Here is a 22,978-nt window from a genome sequence, read left to right as displayed (position 1 = left end):
GTTAGATTTCCTCCAAACAACAACTGCTTCTTTACTACGCAAGAACAGCTCTCATTTGCTCATTGCATACGTAGTAACGACTGGCTTTACATCTTTCCGCACCAAATCTTCGTATGTTTCTCGCTCTACAGCAAGACGAGCTTCTCCTTTTTTTACAAATACAACAGCAGGGCGCGGAATGCGGTTGTAATTGCTAGCCATTGAATAGTTGTAGGCACCTGTAGAGGACACTGCTAATAAATCTCCTTGATTAACGCGCGGTAAATCGATATCCCAAATAAGCATATCTCCTGATTCACAGCATTTCCCCGCAATTGATACTGTTTCATCTTTTTTATCCGTCACTCTATTAGCCAAGACAGCTTCATGCTTTGCACCATATAGGGCAGGGCGAATATTATCGGTCATACCACCGTCAATTCCCACGTATTTGCGTACACCTGGAATCTCTTTAGTTGAACCAATCGTATAAAGCGTCGTACCTGCTTCTCCTACGATGCTTCTTCCAGGCTCAATCCAGACTTCAGGAAGGGGATAATTCTGTTCAGTTAACGTACGGCTTAGCTTTTCTGTCAGTGCATCTACATAATACTCAACTGGAAGAGGAGAGTCGCTTTCGGTATAACGAATACCAAAACCACCACCTACGTTTAAAACTTTTACTTCAAATTCCATTTTATCACGAATACTGAATAAGAAATCAGCTAAAATATCAATAGCGCGAGAAAAACCATCTACTTCAAAAATCTGCGAACCAATATGACAATGAATGCCTAAAAGGTTATAGTAAGGCTTTTCTAATGCAGAACTTACTGCTTTCATTGCTTGGTCATTGGAAAGACCAAATCCAAACTTGGAGTCTTCTTGTCCGGTCATAATATATTCATGTGTATGGGCTTCAATCCCTGGAGTAACACGCAGAAGAATAGATGCTTGCTGTTTACGCTCAGCAGCTAAAGCATGCAAAACTTCAAGTTCGGTGAAGTTATCCACAACAAAACAGCCAATATTCGCATCAAGAGCCATCTCAATTTCTTCAATCGTTTTGTTATTTCCATGAAAATGAATGCGTTCAGCTGGGTATCCAGCTTCAAGCGCTGTAAATAATTCTCCTCCTGAGACCACATCTAATGACATATCAAGCTTCGTTAAAAGGCTAGCCATTTCCATACAAAGAAATGCTTTCCCTGCATAGGCGATTTGATATGAAAGCCCGCTTCTTTGAAAAGCTGAATGGAAGGCCTTGCATTTCGTTTCAATTAATTCTTGATCGTAGATGTATAGGGGGGTGCCGTATTGTTTTTTCAGTTCTACTGTATCGCACTGCCCAATTTCTAAATGATTGCTGTTGTTAATTTTACTTGTTCCATGTAAGTACATAATCCGTATCCCTCCATTTAAATCATTCAACTATAACTTTGATGGTCAGTAGAAAAACACAAAAAAGACCCGTGAAGTGATGTTCACGCGTCTTGGTTTCATAATAATAAAGTATTATTACATTCTAGGCATCAACATCTCTTCAATAGCTCTCCACAAACCAAACGATCTGTGACAGCTCAGCATTTATTCAATACTGAACCAGTATATGAACACAATGGATGTTCATATACTTCGGCACGAAATCCCTTTTACTTATCTTCACAGACTCCATTAGTCTCCAATAAGTGACTCTTGATTTCATGCACCTCTATTTTCAGAGAGGAAAATTATATTTAAATGTAACTCCTATTATATTTCCTTTTCCTCTGTCTAGTCAATGAAAAGTTAAGGCATAGGAATATCAAAGAAAATAAATAAGAAAGCTATGAAGCTTCCAGATAGAATCCAAGCAGCTAGTGCTTTCTTCTGTGGTTTTATTCTTTCATCTTTTTATCCAGCAAGCATAATAGAAAAGCGGTAAGCACACCGTTAAAGATGTACTATTACTATTTATAGTTTGCTTCATCCTACTATAAGCTTGGTCAAAGAACTTATAACGCTGTTGTTTACGAGGAAAGGAGCTATATGTCAAAGTCAGCAAGACCCCAAAATAGGCTGATAATAGCTTCGCCTAGTATGCAGCATTTTTTTTGCTATGCTAAAATTGCATACATATAGCATGAAAATACTAGAAGAATGAAAAGAAAAGGGTGTTTTGGTATGAAAACATACATCGTAGTTGGAGCTGGGATTCTCGGAGCTTCTACAGCATATCATTTAGCAAAAGCAGGAGCAGATGTGACATTAATAGATCGCAAGGACGCTGGTCAAGCTACTGATGCAGCAGCAGGAATCGTTTGTCCATGGCTTTCACAGCGTCGAAATAAAGCATGGTACCGCATAGCAAAAGGCGGTGCCAAGTACTATCAAACATTAATTCAGAAATTAGAAGAGGATGGAGAAATGGATACGGGATATAAGCGAGTAGGAGCAATTAGCTTGCACACTGATGAACAAAAGCTTGTAAAAATGGAAGAACGAGCTTACATGCGTCGGGAAGAAGCCCCCGAAATAGGCGAGATTACACGTTTATCAGCTAAGGAAACACAGGCTTTGTTTCCGGTTCTTTCGGAAGAATACAGTTCCGTTCATATTAGTGGAGCCGCTCGCGTTAACGGAAGAGCTCTTAGAAGAGCACTTGTGAATGCAGCTAAAAAAAACGGCGCAAAAATAATAGAAGGAAACGCAGAACTTCTTTATGAAAATAATCAGGTAACAGGCGTTTTCGTAAATGGACAAACGCTTCTAGCAAGTACAACGATTGTGACAGCAGGAGCATGGGCAAATCAATTACTAGAGCCTCTTGGAGTAAAATTTTTATCCAGCTTTCAAAAAGCGCAAATTGTTCACTTGCACCTTCCTGATTTAGATACAAAAGAGTGGCCTGTTGTGATGCCTCCAAGCGACCAATATATTCTTTCGTTTGAACAAGGACGAATTGTTATCGGAGCAACACATGAAAACGATACGGGTTATGACTTGAGAGTAACCGCTGGGGGGCTTCACGAAATTTTTTCAAAGGCTTTATCAATTGCTCCCGGCTTAACAGAAAGCACAGTTTTAGAGACAAGAGTAGGGTTTCGCCCATTCACTCCAGGCTTCTTGCCGGTCATTGGAGCTCTTCCAAATTACGAAGGAATATTAGTAGCGAATGGTCTCGGAGCTTCAGGATTAACGTCTGGCCCTTATCTTGGTTCAGAGCTTGCTAAATTAGCACTTGGAATGGAAATGGAAATTAACCTCAGCGACTATGATGTAAGAGGGGCTATCGATTCTTAAGAAAATAGAATGAATGAAAACAAATAGAAGTTCGCAAACTATAGCTACTATATGATGAAAGGAAGTAGATTGTTTGCGAAAGATTATTATAAGTGCAGCAGCAGCTTTTTTATTTATGAGCGCGACGCCTGTATTAGCGGAAAACAATCCTCAGTCAGAAACAAAAGACGTGCAGCTGACTTCTCAGCAAAAGAAAGAGTTGTCCGTGCTGTACAAAGAAATGTTAGCAAAAAAGAAAGAAATACTTTCAAAATATGTTGAGTACGGTGTGCTAAGCAAAACGGAGAGTCAAAAAATTTCTTCACATATGGAAAATCGCTATCAGCATATGGAACAAAACGGTTTTATCCCCAAGCGGCACTGTCATAAAATGCATCATCCAAAGTAACTCATATTCACACAAAAAAAGCGCCTATACGGGCGTTTTCTTTGTGTGAATGAATGGGAAATATCCGCTTCTTTATCTAGTAAATTCTAAAATCCTCATGTAAAATTAAGAGAATGGGAACGATTAGGAAAGATGCTAGTGAGGGGTAGGTAAATATGAACGATGAACGAAAATAAAAAAATAGTCCGATTACATGCAGAAAATCATTCAGCTGAGGTGCCAGGAATCATATTTGCTTACAAACAAAAAGACGGCCACCTTGTTTACAGTATGTATCAAGGTGAAAGTGTTCATGATCAAGAGGTACCTTTAGAAGAATGGGTCTCGTATGAGCATTTTTTTGAAGCGCTAAATACAAAAAAAAAGCTTATGTACGAGCTTCAAATAAATGATAAACGCTATGTAGTAAACTTAACCCCTTTATCTTACACAGAAAAACCTGAAATTATGGGACATTGCGTGAATATAACTAGTTATCAGGAGAAAAAAGAACACATTCAACCTTTTATTTATCATAATGCAGATGCAGTTGCTATCGTTGACTTAGAGGGTAAAACACTTCAAGTGAACCCTGCATTTGAAAATACATTTGGCTGGAAGTTTGAAGAAATTTATCAAAAGCCTCTTCCGATTATACCTTGGTTTTTAAAGGAGCCAGTGTGCGAGCTTCATAAGACTATTCAATCAGGTGAATCTAAAACGGAATTTGAGACAGTCAGACAACATAAAGACGGCCATTTAATTAATGTAAGCGTCACACTATTTCGCGTTGAAAATATGAATGACTGGCCGGTATGCATTGCTTTTGTTTATCGAGATATAACATCGCGTAAGCAGGATGAAACGGCTTTAAAAGAAAGTGAAGAACGCTACCGAAGTTTAATTGAGTTATCCCCGGAGGCCATTATCGTTCATAGTGAAGGGAAAATTGATTACATCAACCCTGCAGGAGCCAAAGCGCTAGGATACAAAAGTCCTCAAGATGTATTAGGAACTTGTGTTTATCAATTTGTTCACCCTGATTACTATGATGTTGTAAAACAGCGAATTTATCGAATGAAAACGGAAAAGAAATCTGTAGATTTACAGGAAGAAAAGTTTATTCATAAAGACGGCCATACGATTGATGCCGAAACCATTGCCTTTCCTATTCCCTATATGGGAAAGCAGGCAATTCAAGTTTTGTTTCGTGATATTACAGAACGTAAAAAAACTGAAAAATTGCTGCGTGAATCTGCTCAGCTTTCCTTAGTCGGACAGTTGGCAGCTGGTATTGCCCATGAAATTCGAAACCCTCTGACGGCGGTAAAAGGATTTATGCAGTTATTAAAAGAAACGAGTAGTCAGCCTTACTATGTAGAAATGATAAACCATGAGTTAGATAGAATTGAATTAATCGCCGATGAGTTCTTGAGTCTCGCAAAGCCTCAGGCAAAAGCCTACAAAGATAAACACGTCCAAGATATTTTAGAAAACACCTTAAAGCTAGCTGAGGTTCAGGGGATTACAGAGAAAATTCACGTAAAAAAAGAGATTGATCTTCATATGCCTCTCGTATTATGCGAAGAAAACCAGTTAAAACAGGTGTTTAGCAATATATTTAAAAATGCAGTCGAATCTATGCCGCATGGAGGAACTGTAACAATTCAGCTAAAAAGATTTAATCACGACCACCTTGTTGTCCGGTTTAGCGACGAAGGGCCAGGCATCACGCAGGAACGAATGCAGCATTTAGGAAAACCTTTTTATAGTACCAAAGAGAAAGGAACGGGGCTCGGGCTGATGGTGTGCTATAAAATTATTCGAGAACATAGAGGGGAAATTAACTTTGTAAGCGAGCTTGGAAAAGGAACCACGGTAGACATTCTTCTTCCTTTTAAAAAGTAGATTCTCTTTTTATAAGCATGAAACCTTTTCTAAAGGGGAATACATGTTAATGAACGAACAATGATGTTCAAACAAATAGGAGGGAATAAGATGGAACGCATTGAAACGGGAGAGATTTTTACAATTTTAGATGAAAACGATCAAGAGCAAGATATTGAAGTGCTTGGGAAGATGACGATTGAAGGGCACGACTATATTGCCGTTGCATTTGTTGAAGAAGTTTTAATTGAAACGGAAGAAGAAATTGATGTTTTCTTTTTGAAAATTGAAGATGATGGTGAATGGTCGTCAATTGAAGATGATGATGAGTTTGAAAAGGTATCAGCCGTATTTGATGAAATGACATCCGCATAAAAAAGAGAGGGTAAAACCTCTCTTTTTTGTTTTTTAAATAATATAATATTTAGAATTTTCCTAAAAATATCTTGCTGAATTATTTCCATTCATTTATGATGAATATGTAACATACCAACCGGTTAGTAAGCAAATGAAAGCGAGGGACTACCGTGTATTTTTCTTACTCTGACAAAGTAGTGAAGCTGCAAAAAGAATTGAACTCTTTTATGGAAGAGTATGTTTACCCAAATGAATGGCTATACGAACAACAGCTGAATGAACAGCCGTCTAGATGGTCAGCTGTTCCTCCAATCATGGAAGAATTAAAAGAAAAAGCAAAGCAAGCTGGATTATGGAACTTATTTTTGCCAGAAAGCGAATACGGAGCTGGTCTAACAAACGTAGAATACGCCCCTCTTTGCGAAATTATGGGCCGTTCTATTATGGGGCCGGAAGCTTTTAACTGCGGAGCCCCTGATACCGGCAATATGGAAGTACTGGTTCGATACGGAACACCTGAACAGAAAGAAAAATGGTTAAAGCCGTTATTAAATGGCGACATTCGCTCCTGTTTTTCTATGACAGAACCGGATGTAGGTTCTTCTGATGCTACGAACATTCAGTGCAGTATTATAAGAGAAGGCGATGAATATATAATCAACGGAAGAAAATGGTGGTCTTCAGGCGCGGGAGATCCTCGCTGCAAAATTGCCATTGTAATGGGGAAAAGCGATTTTACCGCATCTAAATATGAACAGCAGTCTATGATTCTAGTTCCTTTAAATACTTCAGGAGTTAAAATTGAACGAATGCTGCCAGTCTTTGGATACGATCACGCTCCTCATGGACATGCTGAAATTCATTACGACAATGTTCGTGTGCCGGCGTCTAATATACTTCTAGGCGAAGGAAAAGGGTTTGCTATCGCTCAAGGCAGGTTAGGGCCTGGGCGTATTCATCACTGCATGCGTCTAATAGGGGCAGCGGAAAGAGCGCTTGAAGAATTATGTAAACGTATTCAAAAACGTTCTGCGTTTAATAAATTGCTTTCTCAGCAAGGTGTTATTCAAGAATGGGTGGCAGAATCGCGTATTGAAATTGAACAAGCTCGCTTATTAACATTAAAAGCTGCTTATATGATGGACACAGTTGGAAACAAAAAAGCGCGAAAAGAAATTGCCATGATTAAAGTAATTGCTCCTGCTATGGCTTTAAAAGTCATTGATCGCGCCATTCAAGCATTTGGAGCAGCAGGTGTTTCAGAAGACACGCCACTTGCGGCACTTTGGGCAAATGCCCGCACTTTGCGCCTTGCTGATGGTCCAGACGAAGTGCACAAAGCTCAGCTTGCAAGACTTGAACTAAAATCCTATCAAGAAAAGGAGGCAACGTATGCACATAAAGGATCTGTTTGATTTAACTGGGAAAACGGCTATTATTACCGGCGGAGGCAGAGGATTAGGAGAACAAATGGCACAAGGGCTTGCAGAGGCAGGGGCAAATATTGTTCTATGTTCAAGAAAAAAAGAAGCATGTCAGCAAGTAGCCGATCGATTGGCCAACCTCGGTGTTAAAACCCTCGCTTTAGCATGCGACATCAGTCAGCCTGAAGATATTAAAAACGTGGTGCATGAAACGATTGAAACATTTGGACGCATCGATATTTTAATTAACAACAGTGGAGCTACGTGGGGAGCTTCGGCTGAAGAAATGCCTCTTGAAGCATGGCAAAAAGTGATGAATATTAATGTGACGGGCACGTTTTTAATGTCCCAAGAAGCTGGAAAAGAAATGATTAAACAAAAAGCTGGTAAGATTATTAACATTGCTTCAGTTGCGGGTCTTGGAGGAACGGATCCTCAGTATATGGATACAATTGGGTACAACACAAGTAAAGGAGCGGTCATTACGTTCACGAAAGATTTAGCTGTCAAGTGGGGGCAACATAATATTCAAGTTAATGCGATTGCGCCGGGGTTTTTCCCTACTAAAATGTCAGGTGCGATTATGAAACAAGGAAAAGAGTATTTTCTAAGTCAAACCCCTTTAAAACGCTTTGGCTCCGAGGCTGATTTAAAAGGAGCGGCTGTTTTTCTTGCTTCTGCAGCGTCTAATTACATTACGGGAGATATTCTGACAGTAGACGGTGGAGTTCATGCTATGTGAATAAGAAAGGAGTAACTTGATGGAAGACGTTAAAAAATGGTTTACACCTTATCCAGAAGCCTACACTCATGACATTCACATCGAAGATATTTCACTATTTGATATGCTGAAAGAAACAGCCGAACGTTATCCTGGTCACACAGCAACCCGCATGTATCAGCATACGTTAACGTACCAGGAGCTGTATCACTCAGTTCGCGTATTTGCAGGAGCACTACAAAAAAAAGGCATAAAAAAAGGGGATCGTGTAGCAATTATGCTGCCAAATTGTCCGCAATATATAATAAGTTATTTTGGTATTGTAGCAGCGGGCGGCATTGTCACCCAGGTCAACCCTATGCTTGTTGAACAAGAGCTAGAGCATATTTTACACGATTCCGGCGCAAAAAAGATAATTATACTCGACGATTTTTATACGAGGCTTCAAGAGATAAGAAACCGAGTTGATATAGAAGAAGCAATAACCGTCAGCTTGCAAACACCTTTTGTTCCTACATCACCAGACATTTCCTTCCTAGATTTTCTAACCAAAAAACATGAATTTAATCAGCCGGTCATCCATCCAGCGCACGATATTGCTGTGCTTCAGTACACGGGAGGAACAACCGGACCATCTAAAGGTGCAATGCTTACACATACAAACATTTATACAAATGCAGTTCAATCATACGAAATATTTAAGCATGATATTGAATTAGGAAAAGAAAAATGCTTAACCGTTATTCCATTGTTTCACGTATTTGGCATGACTTCCTGTATGCATTTATCGATTCTTTGCGGAAATGAAATATTACTATTGCCGCGTTTTGATTTGGAAGAAGTACTAAATACAATCAAAAAAGAGCAGCCTAGTATTTTTCCTGGCGTTCCAACTATGTATGTCGCGATTACAAATCATCCGCACGCAGAAGAATATAATATCGAAAGTATTCGCATCTGCAATAGCGGCAGTGCGCCAATGCCTGTTGAGTTGATGAGAGAGTTCGAACGGAAGACGGGTGCTAAAGTGTTAGAAGGGTACGGCTTGTCGGAAGCATCACCAGTTACGCATTGCAACCTGCCATTTTGTGAACGAAAGCCAGGCACAGTCGGACTCGGCGTTCCACAAACTGCTTATAAAATTGTAGACGTGGCTACAGGAACAAAAGAAATGCCAAGAGGAGAGCTTGGAGAAATAGTGATTAAAGGTCCTCAAGTCATGAAGGGCTATTGGAATCAGCCTGAAGAGACAGCTCACGCGCTTAGAAACGGCTGGCTGTACACGGGAGATATTGGACAGATAGATGAAGACGGGTATTTATCCATTGTTGATCGCAAAAAAGATATGATTATTGCGAGTGGTTTTAATGTATATCCTCGAGATATTGAAGAAATTTTATATGAACACAGCCACATTAAAGAAGCCGTTGTAATTGGCGTACCGCATCCTTACCGGGGAGAAACAATTAAAGCGATTTTGGTAGTAAAAGAAGGGAAATCTCTTTCGGAAGAAGAGCTTACTTCTTATTGTCGACATCATCTTGCAGCTTACAAAATTCCGCGAATTATTGAGTTTCGCGCTGAGCTTCCTAAGACTAATGTAGGGAAAATTTTGCGACGGGCCCTACGAGAAGAAGTGGTGAAAGAAACGATGTAAAGAAGCTGAACATAAACAAACTTTTTCATAAGCTCCCTCTAAGCCATGGTATAATTTGTGGAAATGAGAAAAGACAGAGAGGGTTTGACGATGAAAGATTTGATGATGGAACGAAGCATTCAGCTTTTTGCTCAAAAAGGTTTCAAGGAAACATCTATTCAAGATATTGTAAATGAATTAAACGTTACAAAAGGAACATTTTATTATTATTTTAAAAGCAAACAAGAGCTTTTAATGGATATTCACCTTCAATATATTGAAAGATTAATAGAAAATCAGGAGACAATTCTTGCAGATAAAACGACATCTTATCCGGAAAAGCTGCACAGCATTATTTTCAAGCTTGTTCATGATATTGACAAAGAAGGGCTTCGAGCTAAAGTGTTTTTTCGAGAGATGCGTCATTTGAGGGAAGAACACTTACAGCAAATCATTCCAAAGCGTGATCGTTTTAAAGAAAACGTACAGGAAATTATTGAAAAAGGAATGGAAGCAGGGCAGTTCCGTTCAGATTTACCTCCAGATATTGTAACGTTAGGCATATTAGGAATAACAAATTGGAGCTATTTTTGGTTTCAGCCGGATGGAGAAAAGTCAGATCGAGAAGTTGCCGCTATTTTTTATAAGATGCTGATGAAAGGTATTCAGTCATAGTAGCGGCTAGGCTAGACAGTGCTCGTAAAAGGCGGGAAAGTACAGGCTCTTTCTCTCCTTTTATATTAAAAGGAGGCTATAACATGAATAGTAAAGATATACAGCGTATTGCTGTTATTGGAGCAGGACAAATGGGACACCAAATCGGTATGCTTTGTGCACTTGGAGGCTATGAAACAATCATTCAAGATATGAATGAACAATCACTCATTGACGCAAAAAATAAGCTGGAAACCATTATAGGCAAGTGGGTTCATAAAGGCAAAATTTCTTTTGATGCTAAAGAAGCCGCATTTCGAAGATTGTCTTTTACAAACAAACTAAAGGAAGCGGTTTCAAATGCTGATTTTGTGATTGAAGCTGTGGTGGAAAAGTTGGGCATAAAACAAAGTGTCTTTAAAGAAATCGATGAATACGCACCAAGTCACGCCATTTTAGCATCGAATAGTTCAACAATTGTTAACTCGCTTATTGCAAGTGCAACAAACCGTCCAGAACAAATCGTTAACATGCATTTCTTTTTCCCTCCCCTTGTAATGGACTGTGTAGAAGTTGTGAGGAGTGAAAAGACAAGTGAAAAAACCGCTCAAACAACAATGGAAGTTTGCAAGCAAATCAATCGCACAGCGGTCCTTCTAAAAAAAGAAATCTCAGGCTTTATTGCTAATCGAATTTTAGGAGCGTTGCAAAAAGAAGCGGTTTTTCTTTACGAAAATGGATACGCAGATTTTGAAGACATTGATATGATTTGCAAAAAAGCGCTCAATCACCCAATTGGTCCTTTTGAATTGATGGATCTTTCAGGAATCGACGTCGGATATTTTGTGATGCAGCAGCGCTATAGCGAAACGGGAGATCCGGAGGACAAGCCAGCTGCGTGCATTGAAGAAAAAGTTCAAAAAGGCGAGCTGGGGCGCAAAACAGGAAAAGGTTTTTACACATATCACACACAAGGAGTGAAGTAATGATGAAAAAATTTGTACGTATTGAAAAAGACGAGAAAACAGCAATTGTAACCATTGATAACCCGCCTTTAAATGTAATGAGCCAGGTTGTTGTGCAGCAGCTTGAAGAAACGTATGAAGAGCTTAGCAAAGATTCTGATGTAATTACAATCATTTTAACAGGAGCGGGCGACCGAGCGTTTATGGCTGGAGCCGATATTAAAGAGTTTCCTCAGTTAATGGGTCAAAGCGGAATAAAAGAAGAGTTTATGAAAACCCATCGCGTTTTGCAAAAACTTGAAAATATTGAAAAACCAACAATTGTTGTGTTAAACGGTTTAACCTTTGGAGGAGGATGTGAACTTGCGCTAACCGCTGATATACGCATTGCTGAAGAACATGCTCAAATCGGTCTTCCCGAAGTGAAGCTCGGATTGTTTCCTGGAGGCGGCGGAACTCAGCGTCTTCCGCGCGTAATCGGCGTATCTAAAGCTAAAGAGTGGATGTTTGCCGGAAGTCCTGTTTCTGCAGAAGAAGCGCTTCATGCAGGCTTTGCCAATCATGTAACGCCTAAGGGAAAAGGGCTCGAAAAAGCAAAAGAGTTGGCTGAAAAATTTAATCGGCATTCTCTTCCATCACTTTCTCGAATTAAGACAGCGGTAAACGAAGGAATGAATCGCCCGTTACCTGAAGGTCTTGAACTCGAGGCAGAGCTGTTTGAAGAAGTCTTTCAAACAGAAGATATTAAAGAAGGAGTATCAGCATTCATTGAAAAGCGTCCCGCTATTTTTTCACATAAGTAAAGGAGGAGAAAGTTATGTATGAAACGCAGGTCAAAGTGCGCTTTTGCGAAACAGACGCACTGGGTCATATTAACAATACGAGCTATTTTATTTATTTAGAGGAGGCTCGAATTGCTTTCTTTGAAGGTATGGGAGCATTAATGCATACGGAAAAGTGGGAGTATATTTTAGCATCTACTAAATGTGATTTTGTTGCGCAAGGTTATTTTAATCAAGTGTTAATGATTAAAACCTTTGTATCTAAAGTCGGCAATAAAAGCTTTACAATTGGCCATGAAATTACCGATAGCAAGACCGGATCATTAATTGCTAAAGGAGAAGCTGTCATCGTGTACTTTAATTTTGATACGCAAAAAAGCGTTTCTATTCCGGCGGACATTAAGCAGTTTTTGATGAATTATAAAGTAGCTGTTTAACTACGAAAAAGTAGGTGGTAAAAGAATGTCACAAATCATTCCCGTACGAAAAGGAGAGGAATTAAATACGGAAAAGCTGCATCAGTTTCTCCGTGTTTCTATTCCTGATTTACCTAAAGAGCCTCTTTTAATCAAGCAATTTGGATCAGGTGCGTCCAATTTAACCTATTCTCTTTCAATCGGGGAGTGGGAGGCGGTGTTGAGACGCCCTCCCTTTGGGCCAGTTGCGCCAAAAGCGCATGACATGCAAAGAGAATACAAGATTTTATCTGTTTTATCAGAGTCTTTCCCTCTCGCTCCTAGGCCGTATGTGTTTTGTGAAGATGAATCGGTGGTCGGAAAATCCTTTTTTTTAATGGAGCGAAAGCACGGTGTTCTCATTGACACAGCATTTCCAGAAAAAGTGAAAGGAACCAGCGAACTTTGCCGTCGTATTTCAGAACAAATGGTGGATGTCCTTGTTCAACTTCATGACGTTCCTTATAAAGGAACACTTCTCGAAAGAATCAGCAAGCCTGAAGGTTTTTTAGAACGTCAAGTACACGGCTGGATTCATCGTTATGAAAAATCAAAAACAAGTGACATACCGGAAGTAGAAGCACTTAAGAAATGGTTGACCACACACATCCCCACTTCACAGCATTCAACCATCATTCACTATGATTATAAGCTTAATAACACGTTATTTTCATCGGATGGAACTAAGATTATAGGGTTATTCGATTGGGAAATGACAACCGTTGGAGATCCGCTTGCTGATTTGGGAGTGGCGCTGAGCTATTGGATGGAAGACAGCGACCCTGAACTTTTAAAAAGAGGACTGGGGAATCCACCTGTTACTGTGCAAAAAAGCTTTTATTCCCGCTGGGATTTCGTAGAAGCATATGCTAAAAAAAGCGGACGGGATGTTTCACACATTGACTTTTACTTAAAATTTGCGTACTTCAAACTTGCTGTCATTTGTCAGCAAATTTATTACCGTTATAAAAAAGGCCAAACAAATGATAAACGATTTTCACAATTTGGAGATTATGTAAAAACACTAATTATTCATGCTCTGCACACAGAACGAGGATATATATGAAAAGAAAAGTCCACGTAATACTCAAAAAAGGAGAGCTTCTTGCAAAAAAGCTAGAAGGAAAAACGGTTGTTATATTTGACATCTTATTGGCTACGTCCACAATTGCGGCTGCTTTACAGCAAGGAGCAACAAAGGTTATTCCGGTAAAAAACGAAGAAGAAGCGCGTGAAAAAGCAAAAACGTATAAGCCTGATGAAATTGCGCTTGTAGGCGAATATGGAGGGAAAACGATTGAAGGCTTTTTTGACCCAAACTCCAGCACTCTAAAGCAGCATGTTCAAAATAAAACGATTATTTTGTCCACCACTAATGGAACGGTAGCCATTCATAAAGCTGAAAAAGCGAAACATGTATATGCAGCTTCACTTTTAAACGGAGAAGCGGTTGCGAGTGCTGTTTGTCAACCAAGCCAAGATGAAACTGTTTTACTGGTTTGTTCAGGTTCATCCGGTCGCTTCTGTTTAGAAGATTTATATGGAGCGGGTTATTTTATAAGCTGCCTGCTGCGATTAAAAGCATTTCATTTAACGGATGCTGCAAAAGCTGCACTGCTTTTTTATGAAGCTTACGAGCATTCACCTGTTGAAATATTGAAACAATCAGCTGTAGGGGGAATACTTACTCAGTATGGTTTTCTAGATGAAATTAGCTTTGTAAGCCGGAAAAACATCTATTCCGTAGTTCCTAAAGTAGTGAAAACAAAGCTAGTAAATGGGGAGGAAACGATATGTCTGAAATGAAAACAGAAGCAAAAGGCGGCTCATTTTTACTAAAAAAAACATCTATGCATCACGTTTATACACCCGAAGACTTAACGGATGAGCATCGTATGATTGCGCAGACAGCAAAGCAGTTTATTGAAAAAGAAGTCGATCCTTACCACAATGACATTGAACAGCAAGATTTTAATAAAGTAGTAGAGTTAATGCATAAAGCAGGAGAGCTTGGGCTACTTGCTCATAGTATTCCAGAAGCTTATGGAGGGCTTAGTCTTGATAAAGTAAGCAAAGGACTCGTCGGTGAAATCATTGGACGAACAAGCGGATATGGAGTCGCTCATTCTAACCATACATGCATTGCGACACTTCCTATTACGTATTTTGGCACCAAAAAGCAAAAAGAAAAATACTTGCCTAAATTGGCAAGCGGCGAATATATTGGTGCCTACTGTTTGACAGAGCCAGAAGCAGGTTCTGATGCTCTTGCGGCTCAGACAAAGGCCGTATTAAATCCTGAAAAAACGCATTATGTATTAAATGGAACGAAGCAGTACATTACCAATGCTGCCTTTTCAGATACATTCATTACGTATGCGAAAGTAGACGGAGAACATTTTACCGCTTTTATTGTAGAAAAAGGTTTTGAAGGACTGTCTCTCGGGCCAGAAGAAAAGAAATGGGGATTAAAGGTTCGTCTACCCGCCCAGTGATTTATGAAGATTGTTTGGTACCCGTGGAAAACGTACTTGGACAAGTAGGAAAAGGTCACTTGATTGCGTTGAACGTCTTAAACCTTGGGCGTTTTAACTTAGGTTCTGCGTGTATGGGCGCAGCGAAATATGCGTTCGAGCTTGCTTTAGCTTATACAAAAGAACGCAAGCAGTTTAAAACAGCCATTGCAGAATTTAATGCTTCAAAAGAAAAAATAGCAAAAATGGCAGCACGTATTTTTGCATCTGAATCTATTCAATACCGTACATCCGGTTTACTAGAAGAGGCGCTTGGTGGATTATATGAAAGTGAAAATTATAAATTAATAGCTAAACAGCTGGCTGAATTTGCAATGGAGTGCTCAGTTTGTAAAGTGTATGGATCGGAAACTCTTGATTTAATTGCCGATGAATCGCTGCAGCTTCATGGTGGAGCAGGGTTTATTCAAGAATATAAAATAGAGCAAGTATACCGTGACTCACGCATCAACCGTATTTTTGAAGGTACAAATGAAATCAATCGCCTTTTGCTTCCAGCACAGCTTCTAAAAAAAGCAGGCAAAGGAGAAATAGAACTGAACAAACAAGTAGAGCATGCGGTTAATGAATTGATGAGTGGTCAGTGGGAAACGCCTTCAAATGAACTTCTAGCAAGAGAAAAACAGGCTGTTATTACAACAAGACATTTATTTCTTGCTTTGTTAGGAACAGCATTCCAAACGTTTCACGCAAATCTGGCGCAAGAGCAAGAAACACTGCTGAAACTCGCAGAAATTGCTGTTGGACTATTTGCTATGGAGTCGTCCGTGCTGCGGGCGGAAAAAGCCGTGAACAGAAATGGAGAAGAAAAAGAAAAGTTAAAAAGCAAGCTGGCTGAAACGGTTGTTAGCGAAACGCTATTTGAAATTGAAAAGCAGGCCCGACAATTAATAAATGGAATGTTAACAGGTGAAAAGCACCGACAGTACCGCACAATTCTTGGAAAATGGATGAATGATTTGCAAAGTGAAGGAGAATTCACACGCAATCGAGATATCGCGCGTGAGTTTATTGACAGCGGGCGATACGTTGTATAAGGAGGGATAGTATGCGTTTTGAAGGGCAAATAGCTGTTATTACGGGGGCTGGAAGCGGCATCGGAGAAGCGACCGCACAGAGAATGGCAAAAGAAGGCGCTCAGGTCATTCTTGTCGGCCGAACGAAAGAAAAATTAGCACTAGCTGCATCGGCTATTGACACTCAGTGTGAACGAAAATGCACAGATATTTTCTCAGCTGATGTAACAAAAGAAGAAGACATTAAAGAGCTGGCTGAATTTATAAAAGAAAAGTACGGACAAATGCATTTATTAATTAATAACGCAGGCGGATCTATTAATTCAACAATCAAAGAAACAACTCTTGAACAGTGGAAACACGTGCAGGACGTTAATTTAACAAGCGTATTTCTTGTGACAAAACACTTGATTCCTCTGTTAACTGAGGGGGGAGGAGGGAATCGTTCTATTGTCAACGTCGCTTCTCTTTCAGGACATAAAGCAGGTGCGCAAATCCCCCATTACAGCGCTGCTAAAGCTGCTTTAATCAACTTTACGAAAGCAATGGCATTTGAATTAGCACCTCATGGAGTCAGAGTAAACTCTGTGTCTCCTGGATTCGTAGAAACCCCTTTAACACAGCCTGGGCTTGAAAATGAGCGCTTTACTAAGGCAATTGAAAAAAATACAGCTTTAAAACGTGTTGGTAAACCAGAAGAAATTGCAAACGTCATTGCTTTTGCAGCGTCTAAAGAGGCATCTTACATGACGGGAAGCGATTTGTTAGTAGACGGTGGCTGGCTTATCGTTTAATGCAAAGTAAATAGGAGGGAGTCCGAGTTATGAGTGATTTACTAGTAGAAAAGCAGGGATCTATTCTATCTTTAACATTTAATCGCCCGAATCGTTTAAATGCATTCAGTGAGGAAATGATTGAAGAGTTAACAGCTGAAATAAAACATGCACAAAGCGATGAGTCTATTAAAGTAGTTATATTAAATGGAGCAGGGCGCTCGTTTTCTGCCGGAGGCGATGTGAAGACGATGGGCAAAGCAGCAGGAGCTGATGTTTATGAACATATCGGCCGTTTAAATGAATGTATTTTAGCGATGCAAAATTTAGAGAAGCCAATTATTTCAGCGGTTCATGGGTTTGCAGCAGGAGCGGCTTTTAATTTAGCTCTCGCCTCTGACTTTATCATTGCGTCAGAAGAAAGTCGGTTCGTATTAAGTTTCTCTCAAGTTGGGTTGATTTCAGACGGAGGAGGGCTTTACTTTCTTACAAAGGTCGTTGGACCCCACAAAGCTAAGGAACTGTTGTTTTTAGGAGAGCCTATGGATGCCGACACAGCTTACAAAACCGGTTTTTTGAATCGTGTAGTACCGTTAAATCAGCTGAAAGATGAGGTTACGTCCTTTGCAAGCCGGTTATCACAAGGACCGACTAAAGCGTATGGGAAAATGAAAAGAATTGTCAATGATTCATTCCATTTAACGTTAAAACAAGTCCTCGAACAAGAAAGGCTAACGCAAGTTCTTATGGTAGAAATGAGTGATCATCAAGAAGGAATATCTGCGTTTAAAGAGAAAAGAAAGCCAATATTTCAAGGGAAATAAAAGGGGGATATACAATGAAAGCCATTCAATTTACGCAGTACGGAGGACCTGATGTTCTTCAAGTTGTCGATATTGCACGTCCTATACCGAAAAAGAAAGATGTACTCATTAAAGTTGCTGCAATTGGCGTCAATTACGCAGATGCTGCGCGGCGTGAAGGAGCATATGTAGTAGAAACGCCGCTTCCTTTTATACCAGGTTCTGAAGTCGCGGGAGAAGTGGTCGAAGTAGGCGAGGACGTAAAAGGCATAAAAGTAGGTACAAAAGTTGTGACGTTGCTCGGATCTAATCGAGCAACAGGCTATGCGGAGTACACGCTGGCAGATTCAAGAGGCCTCATTCCTTTGCCGGATGATGTGGATTTAACACAAGCAGTTGCTTTGCCTCTTCAAGGGCTAACAGCTTATCATATTTTAAAAACAATGGGTCGCCTTGAAAAAGGAGAAACTCTCGTTGTTCATGCGGCAGCAGGCGGTGTTGGAACCTTAGCTGTTCAGCTTGCCAAAATTTTTGGAGCTGGAAAGGTCATTGCTACAGCGAGCTCTAGAGAAAAGCTTGAGCTTGCAAAAAATCTCGGAGCCGACGAATTGATTAACTATACAGAAACAGGCTGGGAAAAACAAATTTTAGAAGTAACGGGAGGAAAAGGAGCCGACATTATTTTAGAAATGGTAGGAGGGCATATATTCTATGAATCTCTTCAATGTCTTGCGCCATTTGGGCGCCTCGTTTTTTACGGAATGGCTAGCGGAAAACCTGTAAAATTTAACCCTGCTCGCCTGATGGAAAAAAATCAATCGGTTCTTGGCTTTTTCTTGCCTCAAATGATGGCAAAGTCAACGCTTTATCAGCAAAGCCTGCATGAGCTATTAAACTACGTAAATTCTGGTCAGTTAAAGCTGATGCTGGGCGGCACATTTTCATTGGATGAAGCGGCAGATGTACATCGTCTGCTTCAAGGAAGAAAAACGACCGGAAAATTAGTGTTAGTTCCGTAACAAAACAGCTTCCGTCTCTAATAGGGATGGGAGCTGCTTTGCTTTTAAAAAATTGGCTTTTACATGCCAAATTTTTAAAAACTGCTTAATAATTTGGCATAAAAATCAATACTATTTACTAATTTCTTCTATATTTTAACACTGGCATGGAAGTTGCATAATAAGTATTTGAACACATAAAGGAGGAATTGAATATGGTTAGAAATGGAACGGACCGTGTGAAGCGGGGAATGGCGGAAATGCAAAAAGGCGGCGTTATCATGGATGTTATCAATGCAGAACAGGCAAAAATTGCAGAAGCAGCAGGCGCTGTTGCCGTTATGGCATTAGAGCGCGTTCCGGCCGATATCCGTGCAGCAGGCGGCGTGTCTCGTATGGCAGATCCAACAATTGTTGAAGAAGTGATGAATGCTGTGTCCATTCCAGTTATGGCAAAAGCTCGTATCGGCCATCTCGTAGAAGCACGCGTGCTAGAAGCAATGGGTGTAGACTATATTGATGAAAGTGAAGTACTAACTCCAGCTGATGAGGAATACCACCTTAACAAAAGTACATTTACGGTTCCATTTGTATGCGGGTGCCGTGATTTAGGGGAAGCAGCAAGACGAATTGGTGAAGGTGCTTCGATGCTTCGTACAAAAGGCGAACCAGGAACAGGCAACATCGTTGAGGCAGTGCGTCATATGCGCCAAGTCAACGCTCAATTACGCAAAGTCGTGGGCATGGACGAAGATGAGTTAATGACAGAAGCCAAGCTATTAGGTGCACCTTATGAGCTATTACTGCAAATTAAACGTGAAGGTCGTTTACCAGTTGTAAACTTTGCAGCAGGCGGTGTAGCAACACCAGCGGATGCCGCGTTAATGATGCAGCTAGGAGCAGACGGTGTGTTCGTTGGTTCAGGAATCTTTAAATCAGACAACCCTGAAAAATTTGCGCGTGCAATTGTTGAAGCAACAACACATTATCAAGATTATGAACTTATTGCAAGCTTGTCAAAAGGATTAGGAAGCGCAATGAAAGGGATTGAAATTTCATCGTTATTACCAGAAAATCGTATGCAAGAACGCGGCTGGTAATGAGTAATAACTTTTAAACTTAGTCAGGAGAATGATAATGGGGAAATATACGATAGTCGATAAAGAAACGTGTATTGCGTGCGGCGCATGTGGAGCTGCGGCACCGGATATTTATGATTACGATGATGAAGGAATTGCGTTCGTTATACTTGATGATAATCAAGGAATGGTTGAAGTGCCCCAAGAGCTAGAAGATGATTTAATGGATGCGTTTGAGGGCTGTCCAACAGAATCCATCCGTATAGCAGACGAAAAGTTTAACGGAGACTCGAATAAATTCCAATAAAGCTGAATAAATAAAAATTAGAAAATTTTTTAAAAAGAAAAGAAGGGTTTTGTCTAGAAAAGGCGAAATATTAGTTGTGTAAGGAAATATCTTTTTAAAAATGAAAGCACTTACATAACTAAAAGCATATGAGAGAATCTCATTTGGTTTTTCAGAATTATTCGTGTAAAAGTGCGGAGTAATCAAATAGTTTTTAAAAGGAGATTAAGGGGCATGCAAATACTGAATACAGTCATTGTGACAGGATATGCAAAAGCTCCACAGGGAACTTCCATGTATGAAATGTATAAGCATGCGGGAATTGTACTAGAAGTGGATCTGACAGAGCATAAAATTGTAAATGCTGAGTTTACGTTTATTACGGAGCTGACGCAAAATTTCTTCCGGAAGCTGCTTATTGGTTACTGCCTTGCAGATGGAATGGAACCTCTTATTGAACGTATTCAAAATTATTATTTTGCTCCATCTCAACAGGCGATTATCGTAGCGCTTCAGGCTGCAATCCAACGTTACTGGGATAATGTGAATCAAAAAATTACATAGCGTTTGGTTAGAATAAAGTGAGAAGACAACCTCTTTTCATGGTCTTATTAAAACCAAGCAGACACACACACTTTACAAAGAGTGGGGGACATCCCTGTTTCTTTTTAGAGTCATTGTGTCCTGCTTGGTTTTTTTCGTGTAAAGCGCTGTGAAATATAAAAAGAAAAGGAGGAAACAAAATGAACAAAATCATCACGCGCGAAGAAGCAATAGGAAAAATAACAGATGGCGCACGCATTATGGTAGGTGGATTTGGTCTTGTTGGAAGCCCGCTTAGTCTGATTGAAGCGATTGCCAAATCAAACCTTAAAGAATTAGAGATTATTAGTAATAACCTCGGTGAACCTGGAAAAGGATTAGGTGTATTAGTTCAAAAAAAACAAGTAAAAAAAGCCATAGGGTCTTATTTTACTTCCAACCCAGAAGTTGTACATGCCTATCAAAAACAAGAACTGCAAGTGGAGCTCATCCCACAAGGGACAATGTCCGAGGCTATTAGAGCAGGAGGCGCAGGCATCGGAGGATTTTACACGCCTGTGAGCGTAGGAACCCAGCTGGCTGAAGGAAAAGAAGAACGAGTGTTAAAAGGAAAGAAATATGTTTTGCAAGAATCGCTACACGCAGATGTAGCTCTTATAAAAGCTAAAAAAGCAGATCGACTCGGAAATCTTATTTACAGCAAATCAGCGAGAAACTTTAATCCAATGATGGCAACGGCCGCAGATATAGTGATTGCAGAAGTAGAAGAAGTTGTTGAAGTTGGACAAATTTCTCCTGAAGAAATTGTAACTCCTCATTTATACGTTACCTATATCGTAGTGAAAGGAGGAAAATAAGATGAACGTCAAACAATACATTGCTGCGCGTGCTGCAAAAGAGCTTTGTCACGGAGATGTAGTGAACTAGGGATAGGGATTCCTACCCTTGTTGCTAATTATATTTCACCCGATGTTCATGTGTTTTTACATTCAGAAAACGGGATTCTCGGTGTTGGGCCTACTCCTAAAGAAGCTTATGTAGATCCAGAACTTGTGAATGCCGGGAAGCTGCCCGTCACGATTTTGGAAGGCTCCTCATTTTTTAACAGCGCTGATTCCTTTGCCATGATACGCGGAGGTCATGTGAATGTATCAATACTTGGAGCACTTCAAGTAGATGAATCAGGCCGAATTGCGAACTGGGCTGTTCCCGGAAAAAGTGTTCTTGGTGTAGGAGGGGCAATGGATTTATTAGAAGGCTCAAAAAAAGTTATTGTTACGACTCTTCATACGAATAGTCAAGGAGAGTCAAAATTAGTCAAAAAGTTAACCTATCCGCTTACTTCAGAGCGGCGAGTCGATATGATTATTACGGAATTAGCTGTCTTTTCGGTAACGGACCTTGGTCTTGAACTTCTTGAAGTAGCTCCGGGTGTTTCTTTAGAAGAAGTACAGCAAAAAACACAGGCTTCTTTTCACGTTTCTAAATTGTTTAGTAAAGACAATGAGGTGACGGCATAATGGCAGTGATTGTAAATGCATTCCGAACCCCGATTGGAAAGTTTGGCGGTTCGCTTGTAGATACTCTTCCGGAAGAACTAGTCTCTCTTGTGATGAAAAACAATTTGTCTTCGGCTGGATACACGTCAGAAATTGTTGATGAAATTATCGTCGGACAAACGAAGCAAAGCGCTCATGCTCCTAATATAGCAAGAGTAGCTGGGCTGAGAGCTCAATTCTCTGAACGTATTCCAGCTTATACCGTACACCGCCAGTGCGGATCGGGCATGCAGGCTGTGATGAACGGAGCCATGTCCATTTTATCAGGTCAAGCCGAAGTAGTATTAGCCGGAGGAGTGGAAAGCATGTCTCAAGCACCGCACTATACGGTAGGCACTCGTTTTGGTTTTCACGTTGGTGATTTAACACTCTATGACTCTAATACAGAAAGTCAGCTAAAATCACAGCCTGAAAGTTTATATGGAACGTTTACAATGGGACAGACGGCCGAGTGGCTCGCTGAAAAGTATAGTATTAGCCGCACGGAACAAGATGAATTTGCTTTTTATAGTCAGGAAAAAGCTAGGCGGGCTATAGAACTTGCTTTGTTTGAAGAGGAAATTATCCCTGTGCCTGTAAAAGAAGGAAAAAAAGGAATCAGGCATTTTGCAACTGATGAGTTTCCTCGGCCTACTAGTAAAGAAAAGCTTCGTACTCTTAAGCCAGTTTTTCAAAGGAATGGAACAGTGACAGCCGGCAACTCATCCGGCAGAAACGATGGCGCTTCAATGTTGCTGTTGATGTCGGAAGAAAAAGCTGAGTATCTTGGATTAACACCTATGGCAAAAATTGTGTCTTTTGCCGCAGCAGGCGTCTCCCCAAAGGAAATGGGAATTGGTCCTGTTTCGGCTTCACAAATTGCTTTAAATAAAGTCGGT

At 40.2% G+C, this 22,978-nt stretch carries 22 protein-coding genes, 2 pseudogenes and 1 riboswitch; of the genes and pseudogenes, 23 read left to right on the top strand and 1 reads right to left on the bottom strand.

Annotated features, from left to right (window positions below):
• Window positions 1-51: 51 nt before the first annotated feature.
• Window positions 52-1,380, bottom strand: coding sequence for a diaminopimelate decarboxylase (gene lysA / locus ACLHDF_RS29675; RefSeq protein ID WP_413921984.1), 1,329 nt, complete (start codon window positions 1,378-1,380; stop codon window positions 52-54).
• 138 nt (window positions 1,381-1,518) lie between these two features.
• Window positions 1,519-1,701: riboswitch (Lysine riboswitch) on the bottom strand.
• Window positions 1,702-2,142: 441 nt separating this feature from the next.
• On the opposite strand from lysA, the gene ACLHDF_RS29670 reads away from it, so the two are divergent.
• The 23 genes and pseudogenes from ACLHDF_RS29670 to ACLHDF_RS29560 all read left to right on the top strand — a co-directional run.
• The gene (locus ACLHDF_RS29670; RefSeq protein ID WP_413921983.1) at window positions 2,143-3,261 is read left to right on the top strand and encodes an NAD(P)/FAD-dependent oxidoreductase; all 1,119 of its coding nucleotides are present in this window, start codon (window positions 2,143-2,145) and stop codon (window positions 3,259-3,261) included.
• Between the two features lie 73 nt (window positions 3,262-3,334).
• Entirely contained in the window at window positions 3,335-3,649 is a 315-nt protein-coding gene (locus ACLHDF_RS29665) for a YckD family protein (protein ID WP_413921982.1), read from the top strand.
• Between the two features lie 162 nt (window positions 3,650-3,811).
• Window positions 3,812-5,536, top strand: coding sequence for a PAS domain S-box protein (locus ACLHDF_RS29660; RefSeq protein ID WP_413921981.1), 1,725 nt, complete (start codon window positions 3,812-3,814; stop codon window positions 5,534-5,536).
• A 90-nt stretch (window positions 5,537-5,626) separates the two neighbouring features.
• Window positions 5,627-5,890 (top strand): DUF1292 domain-containing protein, encoded by a 264-nt coding sequence (locus ACLHDF_RS29655; RefSeq protein WP_251394138.1) that lies wholly within the window; start codon window positions 5,627-5,629, stop codon window positions 5,888-5,890.
• A gap of 152 nt (window positions 5,891-6,042) precedes the next feature.
• On the top strand, window positions 6,043-7,287 hold the full coding sequence (locus tag ACLHDF_RS29650) for an acyl-CoA dehydrogenase (protein ID WP_413921980.1): 1,245 nt from the start codon (window positions 6,043-6,045) through the stop codon (window positions 7,285-7,287).
• Window positions 7,265-8,038 carry an SDR family oxidoreductase gene (locus tag ACLHDF_RS29645; protein ID WP_413921979.1) on the top strand — a complete coding sequence of 258 codons (774 nt, stop codon included), beginning with the start codon at window positions 7,265-7,267 and terminating at the stop codon, window positions 8,036-8,038. Before ACLHDF_RS29650 ends, ACLHDF_RS29645 begins: the two co-directional genes overlap by 23 nt.
• A gap of 19 nt (window positions 8,039-8,057) precedes the next feature.
• On the top strand, window positions 8,058-9,674 hold the full coding sequence (locus tag ACLHDF_RS29640; RefSeq protein WP_413921978.1) for a long-chain-fatty-acid--CoA ligase: 1,617 nt from the start codon (window positions 8,058-8,060) through the stop codon (window positions 9,672-9,674).
• Window positions 9,675-9,764: 90 nt separating this feature from the next.
• On the top strand, window positions 9,765-10,328 hold the full coding sequence (locus ACLHDF_RS29635; protein WP_413921977.1) for a TetR/AcrR family transcriptional regulator: 564 nt from the start codon (window positions 9,765-9,767) through the stop codon (window positions 10,326-10,328).
• Window positions 10,329-10,411: 83 nt separating this feature from the next.
• Window positions 10,412-11,293: a 3-hydroxyacyl-CoA dehydrogenase family protein gene (locus tag ACLHDF_RS29630; protein ID WP_413921976.1), complete on the top strand. Its 882-nt coding sequence runs from the start codon at window positions 10,412-10,414 to the stop codon at window positions 11,291-11,293.
• On the top strand, window positions 11,293-12,075 hold the full coding sequence (locus tag ACLHDF_RS29625; protein WP_413921975.1) for an enoyl-CoA hydratase: 783 nt from the start codon (window positions 11,293-11,295) through the stop codon (window positions 12,073-12,075). Before ACLHDF_RS29630 ends, ACLHDF_RS29625 begins: the two co-directional genes overlap by 1 nt.
• Window positions 12,076-12,089: 14 nt before the next feature.
• A complete protein-coding gene (locus ACLHDF_RS29620; RefSeq protein ID WP_413921974.1) occupies window positions 12,090-12,491 on the top strand; it encodes an acyl-CoA thioesterase in 402 nt (133 codons plus the stop codon).
• A 25-nt stretch (window positions 12,492-12,516) separates the two neighbouring features.
• Window positions 12,517-13,575, top strand: coding sequence for a phosphotransferase family protein (locus ACLHDF_RS29615; protein ID WP_413921973.1), 1,059 nt, complete (start codon window positions 12,517-12,519; stop codon window positions 13,573-13,575).
• On the top strand, window positions 13,572-14,315 hold the full coding sequence (locus ACLHDF_RS29610) for a 2-phosphosulfolactate phosphatase (protein WP_413921972.1): 744 nt from the start codon (window positions 13,572-13,574) through the stop codon (window positions 14,313-14,315). Before ACLHDF_RS29615 ends, ACLHDF_RS29610 begins: the two co-directional genes overlap by 4 nt.
• A pseudogene (locus tag ACLHDF_RS29605) lies at window positions 14,303-16,080 on the top strand (acyl-CoA dehydrogenase family protein). Before ACLHDF_RS29610 ends, ACLHDF_RS29605 begins: the two are co-directional and overlap by 13 nt.
• A gap of 11 nt (window positions 16,081-16,091) precedes the next feature.
• A complete protein-coding gene (locus ACLHDF_RS29600; RefSeq protein WP_413921971.1) occupies window positions 16,092-16,853 on the top strand; it encodes an SDR family NAD(P)-dependent oxidoreductase in 762 nt (253 codons plus the stop codon).
• A gap of 29 nt (window positions 16,854-16,882) precedes the next feature.
• Window positions 16,883-17,656 carry an enoyl-CoA hydratase/isomerase family protein gene (locus tag ACLHDF_RS29595; RefSeq protein ID WP_413921970.1) on the top strand — a complete coding sequence of 258 codons (774 nt, stop codon included), beginning with the start codon at window positions 16,883-16,885 and terminating at the stop codon, window positions 17,654-17,656.
• A 14-nt stretch (window positions 17,657-17,670) separates the two neighbouring features.
• Window positions 17,671-18,654: a quinone oxidoreductase family protein gene (locus ACLHDF_RS29590; RefSeq protein WP_413921969.1), complete on the top strand. Its 984-nt coding sequence runs from the start codon at window positions 17,671-17,673 to the stop codon at window positions 18,652-18,654.
• 194 nt (window positions 18,655-18,848) lie between these two features.
• On the top strand, window positions 18,849-19,733 hold the full coding sequence (pdxS, locus tag ACLHDF_RS29585) for a pyridoxal 5'-phosphate synthase lyase subunit PdxS (RefSeq protein ID WP_413921968.1): 885 nt from the start codon (window positions 18,849-18,851) through the stop codon (window positions 19,731-19,733).
• 37 nt (window positions 19,734-19,770) lie between these two features.
• The gene (locus ACLHDF_RS29580) at window positions 19,771-20,019 is read left to right on the top strand and encodes a ferredoxin (protein ID WP_413921967.1); all 249 of its coding nucleotides are present in this window, start codon (window positions 19,771-19,773) and stop codon (window positions 20,017-20,019) included.
• A 213-nt stretch (window positions 20,020-20,232) separates the two neighbouring features.
• Window positions 20,233-20,562, top strand: coding sequence for a DUF3870 domain-containing protein (locus ACLHDF_RS29575; protein WP_016764125.1), 330 nt, complete (start codon window positions 20,233-20,235; stop codon window positions 20,560-20,562).
• Window positions 20,563-20,741: 179 nt separating this feature from the next.
• Complete coding sequence (locus tag ACLHDF_RS29570; protein WP_413921966.1) at window positions 20,742-21,398, top strand: CoA transferase subunit A; 657 nt, start codon at window positions 20,742-20,744, stop codon at window positions 21,396-21,398.
• 1 nt (window position 21,399) lies between these two features.
• Window positions 21,400-22,061: pseudogene (locus ACLHDF_RS29565) on the top strand (3-oxoacid CoA-transferase subunit B).
• Window positions 22,061-22,978, top strand: a 918-nt coding sequence (locus ACLHDF_RS29560) for a thiolase family protein (RefSeq protein WP_413921965.1), incomplete at its 3' end; no start/stop codon positions are given. The pseudogene ACLHDF_RS29565 and the gene ACLHDF_RS29560, both read left to right, overlap by 1 nt.

The organism is Priestia megaterium (assembly GCF_046599315.1).
GTDB lineage: Bacteria > Bacillota > Bacilli > Bacillales > Bacillaceae_H > Priestia > Priestia megaterium_F.
The sequence above is the reverse complement of the archived record's forward strand: the minus strand, read 5'-3'. Positions and strand labels throughout refer to the sequence as shown.

Coding starts and splice junctions, on each gene's coding strand:
- lysA (WP_413921984.1), bottom strand. CDS start 1,380: ATGTACTTACATGGAACAAGTAAAATTAACAACAGCAATCATTTAGAA.
- ACLHDF_RS29670 (WP_413921983.1), top strand. CDS start 2,143: ATGAAAACATACATCGTAGTTGGAGCTGGGATTCTCGGAGCTTCTACA.
- ACLHDF_RS29660 (WP_413921981.1), top strand. CDS start 3,812: ATGAACGAAAATAAAAAAATAGTCCGATTACATGCAGAAAATCATTCA.
- ACLHDF_RS29655 (WP_251394138.1), top strand. CDS start 5,627: ATGGAACGCATTGAAACGGGAGAGATTTTTACAATTTTAGATGAAAAC.
- ACLHDF_RS29645 (WP_413921979.1), top strand. CDS start 7,265: ATGCACATAAAGGATCTGTTTGATTTAACTGGGAAAACGGCTATTATT.
- ACLHDF_RS29640 (WP_413921978.1), top strand. CDS start 8,058: ATGGAAGACGTTAAAAAATGGTTTACACCTTATCCAGAAGCCTACACT.
- ACLHDF_RS29635 (WP_413921977.1), top strand. CDS start 9,765: ATGAAAGATTTGATGATGGAACGAAGCATTCAGCTTTTTGCTCAAAAA.
- ACLHDF_RS29630 (WP_413921976.1), top strand. CDS start 10,412: ATGAATAGTAAAGATATACAGCGTATTGCTGTTATTGGAGCAGGACAA.
- ACLHDF_RS29625 (WP_413921975.1), top strand. CDS start 11,293: ATGATGAAAAAATTTGTACGTATTGAAAAAGACGAGAAAACAGCAATT.
- ACLHDF_RS29620 (WP_413921974.1), top strand. CDS start 12,090: ATGTATGAAACGCAGGTCAAAGTGCGCTTTTGCGAAACAGACGCACTG.
- ACLHDF_RS29615 (WP_413921973.1), top strand. CDS start 12,517: ATGTCACAAATCATTCCCGTACGAAAAGGAGAGGAATTAAATACGGAA.
- ACLHDF_RS29610 (WP_413921972.1), top strand. CDS start 13,572: ATGAAAAGAAAAGTCCACGTAATACTCAAAAAAGGAGAGCTTCTTGCA.
- ACLHDF_RS29600 (WP_413921971.1), top strand. CDS start 16,092: ATGCGTTTTGAAGGGCAAATAGCTGTTATTACGGGGGCTGGAAGCGGC.
- ACLHDF_RS29595 (WP_413921970.1), top strand. CDS start 16,883: ATGAGTGATTTACTAGTAGAAAAGCAGGGATCTATTCTATCTTTAACA.
- ACLHDF_RS29590 (WP_413921969.1), top strand. CDS start 17,671: ATGAAAGCCATTCAATTTACGCAGTACGGAGGACCTGATGTTCTTCAA.
- pdxS (WP_413921968.1), top strand. CDS start 18,849: ATGGTTAGAAATGGAACGGACCGTGTGAAGCGGGGAATGGCGGAAATG.
- ACLHDF_RS29580 (WP_413921967.1), top strand. CDS start 19,771: ATGGGGAAATATACGATAGTCGATAAAGAAACGTGTATTGCGTGCGGC.
- ACLHDF_RS29575 (WP_016764125.1), top strand. CDS start 20,233: ATGCAAATACTGAATACAGTCATTGTGACAGGATATGCAAAAGCTCCA.
- ACLHDF_RS29570 (WP_413921966.1), top strand. CDS start 20,742: ATGAACAAAATCATCACGCGCGAAGAAGCAATAGGAAAAATAACAGAT.